The 11,899-nt window shown below is 39.1% G+C and carries 8 protein-coding genes; 3 read left to right on the top strand and 5 right to left on the bottom strand.

Features of this window, described 5'->3' with window-relative positions; translation table 11 throughout:
- Window position 1: 1 nt before the first annotated feature.
- A complete protein-coding gene (locus tag M9892_02045; protein MCO5253133.1) occupies window positions 2-1,642 on the bottom strand; it encodes a hypothetical protein in 1,641 nt (546 codons plus the stop codon).
- A 131-nt stretch (window positions 1,643-1,773) separates the two neighbouring features.
- Complete coding sequence (locus M9892_02050) at window positions 1,774-3,471, bottom strand: hypothetical protein (protein MCO5253134.1); 1,698 nt, start codon at window positions 3,469-3,471, stop codon at window positions 1,774-1,776.
- 203 nt (window positions 3,472-3,674) lie between these two features.
- On the opposite strand from M9892_02050, the gene M9892_02055 reads away from it, so the two are divergent.
- Both M9892_02055 and M9892_02060 read left to right on the top strand, forming a co-directional pair.
- The gene (locus M9892_02055; GenBank protein ID MCO5253135.1) at window positions 3,675-3,995 is read left to right on the top strand and encodes a type II toxin-antitoxin system RelE/ParE family toxin; all 321 of its coding nucleotides are present in this window, start codon (window positions 3,675-3,677) and stop codon (window positions 3,993-3,995) included.
- Between the two features lie 3 nt (window positions 3,996-3,998).
- On the top strand, window positions 3,999-4,283 hold the full coding sequence (locus M9892_02060) for a putative addiction module antidote protein (protein ID MCO5253136.1): 285 nt from the start codon (window positions 3,999-4,001) through the stop codon (window positions 4,281-4,283).
- A gap of 229 nt (window positions 4,284-4,512) precedes the next feature.
- Here M9892_02060 and M9892_02065 read toward each other — a convergent pair whose 3' ends face one another.
- The 3 genes from M9892_02065 to M9892_02075 are packed head-to-tail and all read right to left on the bottom strand — an operon-like array spanning window position 4,513 to window position 11,282.
- On the bottom strand, window positions 4,513-5,016 hold the full coding sequence (locus tag M9892_02065) for a hypothetical protein (GenBank protein MCO5253137.1): 504 nt from the start codon (window positions 5,014-5,016) through the stop codon (window positions 4,513-4,515).
- Between the two features lies 1 nt (window position 5,017).
- Window positions 5,018-6,709: a hypothetical protein gene (locus M9892_02070; GenBank protein ID MCO5253138.1), complete on the bottom strand. Its 1,692-nt coding sequence runs from the start codon at window positions 6,707-6,709 to the stop codon at window positions 5,018-5,020.
- A complete protein-coding gene (locus tag M9892_02075) occupies window positions 6,672-11,282 on the bottom strand; it encodes a hypothetical protein (GenBank protein ID MCO5253139.1) in 4,611 nt (1,536 codons plus the stop codon). The genes M9892_02070 and M9892_02075 overlap by 38 nt, the downstream gene beginning before the upstream one ends.
- Window positions 11,283-11,400: 118 nt before the next feature.
- On the opposite strand from M9892_02075, the gene M9892_02080 reads away from it, so the two are divergent.
- Entirely contained in the window at window positions 11,401-11,796 is a 396-nt protein-coding gene (locus tag M9892_02080) for a helix-turn-helix domain-containing protein (GenBank protein ID MCO5253140.1), read from the top strand.
- Window positions 11,797-11,899 lie beyond the last annotated feature (103 nt).

The raw sequence follows: 11,899 nt of genomic DNA on the forward strand, positions 1-11,899 counted from the left end.
ATTAGTTATAGCCTTCTTTAATGATTTTTTGATGCCAAACCTTGCCTGTCTCCGGCTCATAGAATGAAACCACATAGACCCCGCCTGACAAGGGTATGTCAAAGTGGATGAAGCCGTTGCGCGAAGGGCTGCCGTAGTATAGTTCTCTGCCGGTCATGTCCGTGAGACGGATATGCCACTGCTGCATTTCTGCCTGCACCACCAAATCACCCGACCCATCAAACCATGCGCTTGCGGGCGGATCTGATTCAGCATAAGCATAAGGATTATAACCGAATGCCCAACCCAAATGGTTGATGTGGCGCACTACTTTAAAAGAGGTAAGGGCAGAATCAACCCCAGCTCCCACTTGAAGAAGCCCCCCTGCGGATGTGTGAAAATAAGTAAAATCTCCCGGCAGAATTTCTTCTGGCGAGCGAGTAACATAAGGAAGTGCGGGAAACTGTTCCTCAGGGTATTTCCATAAGGTATCGCCCTTTTTGTCTATATAGAATATCTCTGATTTTTCCCTGCCCCCTATATAGTAGGTTCGCATACCTACACCATATCCAAAGGGAGCAGGAATAATCTCTGAAAATTTGCCCTCGTTGTCATAAGTGATATAAAAGTCTGTCGTCATTTGAGAAGTACTGTCTTTTTTACTTACAAATGCTGCTTTAGTCCAAACCTTGTCGGCTTCTTTAATACCTATCGCCATGCGCGGAGGCTCTCCGGAGGGTATGCCCACAAAAGGATTATTGTCATTAGCTATGAACCACTTCGACATCACATAGCCTTTGTCTTCAAACTGCTCCTTGGGAAACATATCATTCAGGGAAAGGATTCTACCCAAAGAGTCTAAACGCACTAAGACATGATTTGATTTGCTATCTGACATAGCTCCTGCCTCAAACTGAATAAGATATAATAGATAACCCTTTTCTTCACCTCTTAGTTTTACTAATTTCCGAACAGTTAAGTTTGATTCAGTAAAAAAATCATAATGACTCCAAAGTCGCTTGCCCGTCTGTTTGTCAAACTTATAGAAGCCATAATAACCTCCGTCCCATTTCCATTGACCGGTTGAATCGCGATGGGGGTTTCGTAAATTAGGACCTGACGCAATGAATGTATTCCCTTCCAAAAGAATGCTGTTTATATAATTGAGAGGCTCTAATGTATCAAAGTAACTATCCCAATACAAGGTATCAAACAACATTTCGCCCTTTTGGTTTAAGCGGGCATAATAAGGAGTAAAATAAGGTCCTTGTCCATATATATATATCCCATCGTTATCTTCAAATACTTGCGCGAAGACTGTGATTACCGCGCTACCATCAATGGTTATGTCAGTCTCACCAGCGTTCAACTTCCATTCCATGTGTCCTTCGTTGTCTATTTTAAACAGATGATAACTTGTCAGTAATAAAAAACCTCCATCTTCAGTTTCAATCATATCTAAAAATATCCCTCCCCCTTCATCATAGAGTTTGTCGGTAATGAAAGAGAGTGTCTGCTTGGGTGCTTGTGCCTGTAACCATACCGGAAGAATCATGAGCAAGCACACACACACTTTCATATTCTTACATATAATCAACATTATTGCAGTAAGATTGCAGGCAAGGTTATTCAGACTTAATAATCTTCCGTATCTGTACATCATGGGTATGCAGGTTTTCAAAGCGCAAGATATATATTCCTTGTGAATATGTGTGCATGTCTATAGCATTTTTTTCGAAAACGGTTGCTTGATACACTCCCGACATCTAACTTGCGTGCATACCGATATTCATTTTAGTTATAGCCTTCTTTGATGATTTTTTGGTGCCAAACTTCGCCCGTCTCCGGCTCATAGAACGAAACCACATAGACCCCGCCTGACAAGGGTATGTCAAAGTGGATGAAGCCACTACGCGAAGGGCTGCCGTAGTACAGTTCTCTGCCGGTCATATCTGTGAGACGGATATGCCATTGCTGCATCTCTTCCTGCACCACCAAATCACCCTCACCGTCAAACCATGCGCTTGCGGGCGGATCAGATGCAGTGTATGCATAAGGATTATAACCAAATGCCCAACCCAAGTGGTTGATGTGGTATAAACGATAATAGTAATAGCTTTGGGTGTCATTAGCAACATATAGCCTCACCAAATAAACTAAACCGCCCTCGCGGGTCTTAAAATATCTAAACTTGTTTTTGTAGTAAAAAATATCGCGACAAAAACGGTAGATAGACACAGCTGGCACTGTTGCTGTTAAATCTTTAAAAAAAAAGTGAAATGATTTTTCCCATATTCTATTTCCTACGCTATCTAAGTAAACATACTTGTCCTTATTTTTATCATAAGGTTTCTCATAACCCTCGTTCACTATACCTGTTTGACCAAGACTATTTGGTATTATCATAAACAAATCATCATAATAATAGCCATATTCTGAGAACGACAAACTGTCTAAGCTCTCAAAATTACCGGCTTTATCATAAATCATGTAATAAAACCTTTTCGGGCTGTTTGTTTCTACGGTAGCTAACAATCTGTCGGCAGCACCTTTGGAAAGCCAAGGGGCAGGGGTTTTGCCCTTGGGGATAGCAGTAAAATCAGGAAATTCAAATTCTTGAGGGTAAAAACCCTTGTTTGTAAATTCATTCAGTGAGGGCAACAGAGGTTTGCGTTCCACTATCTTGCCCAGAGAATCCAACAAGAAAAAATAATAATTGGCTGATGTTACTTGTGTATTTGGCTTGTAAACCAATCCATAAGCCAAGAACTTATGATTCACAGAATCTGTTTGAAACACACCGCGTATGATAATAGCCGAATCGGTATAGTCGCGGTCGTAGTAACTATAAACGCGCTTGCCTGTAAACTTATTAAATACCTGAAAACTGTAATAGTAATTATCTGCCAACGCTCCCGAATCCATAGAATATCGAGGATGCAGGGGAACGTGTGTCGCATAATAGATATTTGCGTTATCAATAACTACACGGTTCATTGTACCCCATATTGGCGCATCTGTGTTATATAATTGTTCTGAAGCACAATAACATGTGTCAAATAACAACGTTCCGTCAAGACTCAAATGTGCATAATAGGGTTGTTCTCCATTAGGATAATAAAAACCAAACAGATACACCCCATCTTTGTCTTCAAACACTTGAATAAATCTAGTGTAAATGGCAACATTCACATTGTCATATATGCTGTCTATATGCGTAATCGCTTCTATTTCAAATATGCTATATTGCCATTGCAATTTTCCAAAACGGTCAATTTTATATAGGTAATAATTCGTTAGAAAATAAAAACCCCCATCCTGTGATTCAATCAAGTCCATGCAAGTGGCACCCAAGAAATTATCCATACTGTCCGACTCAAACGAGAGTGTCTGTGTCGCCTGTTGCGCAACACTCACGAGTGAGCTGAAAACCAAAAAACTCAAAACCGCAATCTTAGTCAGTTTTAACCAATTTTTGCATGTATATTTCATGGGTATGTAGGTTTTCAAAGCGCAAGATATATATTCCTTGTGAATATCGGTGCATTTCTATAGCATTTTTTTCGGAAACGGTGGTTTGATACAACAAACGTCCTATTGTGCGTAATTTTACTGACACGATACTTCCACAATTGGATTTGCAAAATTAAAATGTTTTTCATAATTTTGTATCCGAGTAGATACAGTAACGAAAAATGTACTTTATTGAAAAAACGATAGAATTTGACAAGTGGTTCAGAAAGTTGAATGACTTGCGAGCCAAAGCGAAGATTTTGTTACGACTTCAAAAATTAGAAAATGAAGAACATTTTGGAGACTGCAAACCTGTCGGAAACGGAATTAGTGAATTGAAAATAAATTATGCAAAAGGTTACAGAATTTATTTCAAAGAAACTGACGGGAAAATTATCATTCTCCTAATTGGTGGCGACAAATCAAACCAACAGAAAGACATTGAAAAAGCAAAAGAATTAAGCAAAGCGTATCACGAACACCATAAAAAAACAAAAAAATAAAAAATGGAAACATCAAAATTTGACATAGCAGACTATTTAGACAGTAATGAAATGATTACTGAATATCTAAATACCGTTTTGGAAGAAGGAAATGACACACAAATTGTAACCGCAATCGGACACATTGCTAAAGCAATTGGTATGACTAAAATAGCCGAAGAAACAGGAATGAGCAGACCAAGTTTGTACAAAGCATTATCGGACGGTTCAAAACCACAATTTTCAACTATTATGAAAGTTTTAAAAGCAATCGGTGGGCAAATACGAATACATCCGATGTCTACATAACGGAACGAACGCACAACACGGTTTGGCGTCAGACGGGCTTAGCGTTCGGGCAGGAAATCTCCTGCGGAGATTTCCTGCCCGAACGCTAAGCCCCGAGCCGAAATATCTATCTCACATTTAAAACTGACCCTACAACTCTAAGAGCAAAAGAACGAAACGCCAATACGAGGAACAATATATGAACTGTCCATACGGCTTCTTTCAATCAGATAAAAAGTTCTATCGCCCCTCACTTAAACGCCTTGAACTTAAAGCCTTCTCCGCGCCAAACTAATTGTTGTTGAATACACGCATTGGCTTTGACTTCAATGGGATATTCCCATACAAGGATTCCCCAACCCGTGCGTAAAATGAATGTAACAGGCAGACTCTTTTCTTTCCCTAAATCAACTGAGACACTCACAATACCAACCGATTTGCAATCAGGGGCTGATTCCATAGGATCGGGAGGATATGCCAAATCAAAGAAATAAGGTATGCGTTTTTTCCCTATATAAAAGAACACCATTTCTAAACCGCCCCAGTTCTTATACATGGAATCCATCGTAGCTTGGTTAAACCAAAAGTCCACTTTGCCTTTATATGTACACGTTCCGTCATCTTCATCGCAATCAGCACAATAGTTGGCGGAATCTGGGGCGGTACAACCGTATTGCATTTTTTTGCATGACTGAACAAGCACAATCAGCCCCAACATTCCCAATATCCAACTTGTATGTAAACGGATATTCATGTTAATGATAGCCTTCTTTGATTATTTTTTCGTGCCAAACCTTGCCTGATTCCGGCTCAAAGAACGAAACTACATAGACCCCGCCTGACAAAGGGATGTCAAAGTGAATGAAGCCGTTGCGCGAAGGGCTGCCGTAATATAGTTCTCTGCCGGTCATGTCTGTGAGACGGATATGCCACTGCTGCATTTCTTCCTGCACTACCAAATCACCCACCCCGTTAAACCAAGCTGTTGCTGGTGGAGCAGACGAATCATAGGCATAAGGATTATAACCGAATGCCCAACCCAAGTGGTTGATGTGGTAAATTTGGTAGTAAGCATCATAACCCGTTATCGAATCAGGTTCCATAGGTGTTTTGGTAATAAATACCAAGCCACCCTTGTCTGTCTTGAAATACCGAAACGAGCCATCACCAAAACGTGCAAGTGTTAGCCAACCCGGCAAGGCAAAGACATTAATACCATTAGTTACATCAATTATATTTTGCTTCCATACAGTATCATTGTGTATATTAAGTAAAAAACATACAGGCTGTACAGATGAAGGTTTATCAATGTTATTAATAAAATTAACACCTTGCTGTCCAATACCTATTGGTAGTAAAAGACTTAAGTCTGAAATATATCTTTTGTGATATGCGTCAAAGAAACCTAGCGTATCTACTAGTCCCACATTACCATTTTTATCATATACAGCATAGAATGGTCTTTTATAGCCAGACGGCACTATTACAAGCAATCTTTCTGCGTCAGCCTTAGACAACCAAGGTGCAGGACTTTTACCTTTGGGGATTGCGCTGACTGTGGGTTGCCCTATGCCGACACCCGAGGATTGAAACTTGTCTTCAGAAAACATTGGCTTGATTTCATTTATTCTGCCTAATGAATCCAATAAAAAAAAATAATAATTTTTGATACTAAGGGATGTATTATGCTTGCGTATAATACCGGGGGCTATAAAACGTTTTTCTACTGAATCAATCTTAAATAAACCATAAATCTGTATTGAAGAGTCTGAAAAACCATCATAATACCTATGGATTGCCTCACCCGTAAATTTATTAAAAATATGAAAACTGTAACGACTGTTCTCCGACAATAAACCAGAATCACTTGACCAACGTGGATGTACTAGCACATTATTAGCATAATAAATAAACTCCCTGTCAACAACCACATTGGACATCGCCCCCCATATAGGGGCTACAGTATCCATAAGCTGATGATAGGAACAATAGCAGGTATCAAAGAGCAACTTCCCATCAAGACTCAAGTGGGCGTAATAGGGTTGCGCACCCCCAGATGGATAAAAAAAGCCAAACAGATACACTCCATCTTTATCTTCTACTATCCGTAAAAATTGTGTAAAAGCTCCAACATTAACATTGTCATATATGCTGTCAACGGCTGTTACTGCCTCTATATCACCAATAGAAAAGCTCCATTCCAATTTGCCATACCTATTTATTTTATACAAATACCAAAAATGTTGCAGATAAAAGCCTCCATCCGAGGATTCGGTTACATCCATCAGGTCTCCATCACCTAACATAGTATAGGAGTATATTTTTTCCGATTCAAACGAGAGTGTCTGTGTTGCTTGCTGTGCAACACTATTGAGGGAACTGAAAGCCAAAAAACTCAGCAACGCAATCTTAGTCAGTTTTAACCAACTTCTGCATGTATATTTCATGGGTATGTAAGTTTTCTATTTGCAACAGATACACTCCGTTGGAAAGCATATTCAAAGGTAATATAAAATGTTGACTCCCCAAAGACAATTTTTCAGTTACCAACACACGACCGGAAAGGTCGGTAATCCTAAGCCGGCAAGGATACTCGCCCTTGACTATATGTAATTCTCCTTGGCTCATAGAGGTCATAATCGGTCGGGAGGCGGAGCTTTTGATGTTGCCAACTCCTGTCACAGATTGCATACAATCAAGTATATGCGTGTGCACAATCAGTTGACCCGGTGTGTAATAACCCGAAGTCAAATTGGTGCTTAGATCAGGTGCCGTAGCCACTATGCGATATAAATAATTGTTTGATGAGTCCAACACCGCAAAAATATAATCCCCGTTGAAATAAAAATTTCCTGCTTGGTCAGTGTAAGTAGCAATACTTGTCAAACCTGTTTGGTTGTTTTCTATTTGCACATTCCAAGCACCGTTCATTTCCGCACAACCTATGTTTATCCACCCTATCAGGTCTGGGTGGTTATTTCCTGCACAAACAGGCTGTAACTGCAAGCCGGTACTTGCCAATTCCCACAATGACATGTAGTCCGTAAACACCTGTGTCAGAGAATCCACAGTATTCGTTGCCACAAGCCTGTACTTGACGTTTACGTTTGTGTCTAATTGCGTAAATACATCATAACCTCCTATCCAAAAATTACCGGAAGAATCACTCTGCACCTGAATACCCACAGGTCCTATATTTTCTTTTTCAAGCCATAGATTCCATGTATTAGCCTGCAAATTGCAATAATCGGCTACCACACCCGCAATGGCAGGCAGAGTAACAGGCTGATCTTCGGGTTCTTCCAACTCAATACCGAATTCCATCCATAGCATCATGCGAGCTGTTGTGGCATAGGGCGACTCGGTTAAAATATTTTTTTGGGCTATCTGAGTTAATATAGTGATATATGAACTGTCCATTCGACTTCTGTCGGTCAGGTAAACGGCAGTATCGGTGATTTCATAAACATCGTTCAACCTCGTATTTACCCATGCGCTGTATATCTGTTTATAATCATGTGCAATGGAGGTAACGGGAGTAAATCCGCTCAAAACAACGGATGCGCTGTCGTATTTTTCTTCTGATATCAACCTTTCCGCTAAATGGACTGTATTGATATCGTAATCATTGAAAAACGTAGAAGTTCTGCCTGCGTAATATTCTCTGTTTATATAATCCATAAATGTCCACAATTCGAGCGGAGTATAATTGACGTAGTTTATGCTGTCATAGTCTTCAGATGTAGAATCGTTCAGCACAATAGCAATCTGATCGTCCACATGGCACCTGTCATAACTGTATTCCTGTATAATAGTATTCCCACCTGTGGTCTGATAATAGCCGATGCGTATTTGATTATGATTATTAAATATTATATTATTAAAACTCCAGTAGTTATTATCTACGTTACTTTTGTGTAGATGTATTTGAGTATTGACTGAATTATAAGAATCCATGCGATTCCCTTCGCTATTTGAATTCACAAAATTCGGTATTCCATGTGTGCGTCTTATTCTGTAGGCTAATGTACTACCCGGGTATGCATTTCTTAATTTATGCTCACGTAGGAAATAACCGTATTTTGTATGGTCAAACGAGTTGCATGTATAATTACTATGTGTCATGTCATTGAGTTGATACATTCCAATATCCATATAAGCAACTGTATCTTTGTTGACCAATGAGTTTGGGGAATTATACATTGTAATTCCATACATGGCAGAATAAACCTTTCCGTCATGCGACATAATCTTATTGTAAATATAATTGAGTCCGCTGCTGTTCCTAGACCTTATTCCGTAATGTGAAGGTGACTGATTGATGACATCTTCTCTAATTGAAAGATTATTATTGGATACGATAAAGTTCTTATTGTAAAAATCAAATACAGTAACTCCGTTCACTGTTGTATTCTCATTTGTGAACAAGGTTGCCAATGGTTTTGGTGCATTACCCCCGATCACATTCTCTATATTCACCCCTCTCGGTATGTTGGTAAAAGTGTTTTTGTAAATCATAAACAGACTGTAAGAAGATCTCATCGGTTTGGACGGCTCATACACATTGACTCCTATGCCATAAGTTCTATTTTTAAAAGTATTAGAATCCACTATTATCTTAGTCGAATCAAGAAGATTAGTATTTAAGTATTGGAAACTCATGTTCTCCTGTAGGTTTAATCCTACGCTGTTCACATTATCAAACACGTTATTTCTGACCAGAATATCAGCGCCCTTGTTGTTTTGTACATTCACGCCAAAATAGAGCAAATCTTTAAATTGTGAGTTCTGAATGGAAATAGTTTGGTAGTAGTCTTTGATATTGACTCCGCGCGAGTCGGGCAAATCTCCGTACAGATTGTTATGAATATAGCAGTTATTCATTCTGAAATCACTGTTGCTCACTCTCCCCCAGTCCTGTGCAGCCGCATCCACCGCAAACCTTTTGGTTTTGGTTATCTCCGTATTTCTTATATCCATAGAGCCTCGTCTGAGATAAATACCTATTTCCGCTCCCTCCAAGACAATTGGATACGCGCTTCCATTCATGGCACTATTGCTACCAACATAGAAATTCCAACATCCGTTTGCCTGAATATGCACCCATGTTTTGTCCGGCACATTGCCACAGTCATTATTAACTTTGAATTGCGGATATTGCGCCCCAAAATAATTACAAGCTGCATCTTTATCCAGCAACGGAATGGTGCCGTCAAACCAGGCGCGTTTAATATTAAGTCCCAGTGCATTAATCCCGTCCAGATAAATGCTTTTTCCGTTGGCTGCAAAAGTTGCCCCGTCAATTTCTGCTTTGGTTTCATGTCCGTTTATTTTAAGCCCCACAAAAGCATCGCGCACCACAGCACTCTTAGTCTGCGAAGCTTTAAAATTAGCTTCTGCCACATGTGACGGGTTTGTACTCCCTTGATCGGGCATAAGTCTCACGCCTGTCCACATTTTTTCGCCACAGGCTCCTGCTTTCAATATGGTACCCGTAAAATTAACCTGAGCGCCTCTATACACTTCTACTACCGCATTTTCGGCAAAGGCAAAAGTCATATCTGTAAAATTGATGGTGGTCTGGCTGTTGCCCGCCCCGGGTTTAATCAACAACTTCTCCGTGATAAGAATAGGACCATTGCCCTTGCCGGTCAATCCGTGTGTAGCATCATCATAATTGTGCGAAGCCGTAAGTGTAAGGCTTGTCAGAATATTTGCCGGGTGATACTCCGTGTAGTTTTCATTGGGTTGTCCCAAAAACTGACCGGGCAATGTAAATAAGGATGAAACCGCATTACTGCCTTGCCAGACTAACTGATTTTGATTCATCAACGGACTATATGTAACAATCTTATTAAAAGACGGAGATGGCGTGTGATTCCATTGAAATTCATACAGTCCGTCAGACGCACACACGTAAATTTTGCTATCTGTACCGGTTTCAATATGGGAACGCGCATAATTTGCCGAACTTGCCACTTGGGCAGATGTCATCTGGTTCAGGTTCAAAATGGCAACATAGTCGGGAGAATAAGGATATGTATTATCTTCGTGATAAGAGCTTACTGAGTATGCTAACAAGGTATCATTTATAAACTCCAACCCCACTGCTCTCCTATAATTGATTGTATCTAAATAATTAAATGCTTTTGTCTTGGCAAATTTCCCGTCAGCAGCAATATTGAAAATAAAAATCGAATCTAAACCTACGATGGCTAATTGAGTACCATTGTGATTAAAAGCCATTTCAGTTAAATGCATAATTCCACCCCTGAAATTATATAACCAACCGTAGGCATTACTATCTTCTTGAATCTTAACTAATAAATCATTGTCGTATGTATAATCATAAGATTCATAAGTCTGGTCAGAAACATTATATTGATAATAAGTCATCACTCTGCGAGTATATCCAATCGGATTACCTCCTATTGTATATACTCTGTATCCCAATAGCTTCTGATTATTGTCAAACACCAATCTTGTGATATGGTTATACACTTCAACGGCTTGAGTGCCTCCGGAAGTAATTCTATAACTCTCCAAGTCTGTTTTGAGCGTGGTAATATATTTACTATTAGAGTAGTAGTCAAATTTGTAGATTTTTGCCCCACTGATAATATGATATTTGCCACAACCCAAATCTATTATTGTAATTTTGTCGGAAGGTCCTGATTCATAATCATAACCCGAACTATAATACAGATTATTATTACTCTCATCAAAAATGTAAGTATATTTGTCTGTATTGACAACATAGAACAACATATTCCCATTTTCATCATAAGCTGCATTCATACTATTATAAGATGTTATAGGCTGAGAGTTATCCCAAGCATCTAATGTATAAGGAATCTCATGAGCATTTCTTAAGACAGGCACTCCCGAATTAAAATCAACATGCCTTGAAATAACGTTCCCATTATTGTCCGTTTGAGGCATCAGCCAATTGGTTTTTTGTGCGTTTGCGTTCCAAATAAAAACAAACGAAATCGATAAGGTTAGTAATGTCTTTTTCATAACAATATTTGATTTAGCATCTCAAAGTAAGGTTCTTAGGCACTAAAAAAAAACAACCAACTGTTGCAAATTGTGCATAAGGATGTTTTTTTACTACTTTTGGAGTCTGAAAAACACTATGAGTGAAAATCAACAAAATATAGAACTCAAAATCGGGAGAAAAATCAAAATTGTCAGAGAACAAAAAAACATTCCCCGCAAAGCCTTAGCACATGCGTTAGGATTGAGCGTAAGCGGGTTTGGACGTATTGAAAGAGAAGAGGTAAGTATCAGTATAGAAAAAGTACTTTTGATATGCCACGAACTCCAAACAGATATAAATGAACTTCTGAAAACAGGCGAAAATTTTGGCATCTCCAACTTTAATACCTACGACAGCAGTCAAGTGGTGCATACAATCTACAACCAACACAACGAAGACCTGATTGCCGCACAACAAAAAAGTCTTGATATACTTACTGAACAACTAAAGGTGATGAGAGACATCATCGAAAAACTTAGTGAGAAAAGATAAATTGCATTCAATAAATATATGCAGTTTTTCACCGGTGTTGTTCAATGATTTAGCTATCTTTCACATAAATGCTTTAAAGACATTTTCTAAACATCAATTTTTT

The organism is Bacteroidota bacterium, from assembly GCA_023957335.1.
Lineage (GTDB): Bacteria > Bacteroidota > Bacteroidia > NS11-12g > UBA955 > JALOAG01.

What these genes read in the sequence shown, in the direction of transcription:
- M9892_02045 (MCO5253133.1), bottom strand. Translation starts at nt 1,642, where the DNA reads ATGATGTACAGATACGGAAGATTATTAAGTCTGAATAACCTTGCCTGC.
- M9892_02050 (MCO5253134.1), bottom strand. Translation starts at nt 3,471, where the DNA reads ATGAAATATACATGCAAAAATTGGTTAAAACTGACTAAGATTGCGGTT.
- M9892_02055 (MCO5253135.1), top strand. Translation starts at nt 3,675, where the DNA reads ATGTACTTTATTGAAAAAACGATAGAATTTGACAAGTGGTTCAGAAAG.
- M9892_02060 (MCO5253136.1), top strand. Translation starts at nt 3,999, where the DNA reads ATGGAAACATCAAAATTTGACATAGCAGACTATTTAGACAGTAATGAA.
- M9892_02065 (MCO5253137.1), bottom strand. Translation starts at nt 5,016, where the DNA reads ATGAATATCCGTTTACATACAAGTTGGATATTGGGAATGTTGGGGCTG.
- M9892_02070 (MCO5253138.1), bottom strand. Translation starts at nt 6,709, where the DNA reads ATGAAATATACATGCAGAAGTTGGTTAAAACTGACTAAGATTGCGTTG.
- M9892_02075 (MCO5253139.1), bottom strand. Translation starts at nt 11,282, where the DNA reads ATGAAAAAGACATTACTAACCTTATCGATTTCGTTTGTTTTTATTTGG.
- M9892_02080 (MCO5253140.1), top strand. Translation starts at nt 11,401, where the DNA reads ATGAGTGAAAATCAACAAAATATAGAACTCAAAATCGGGAGAAAAATC.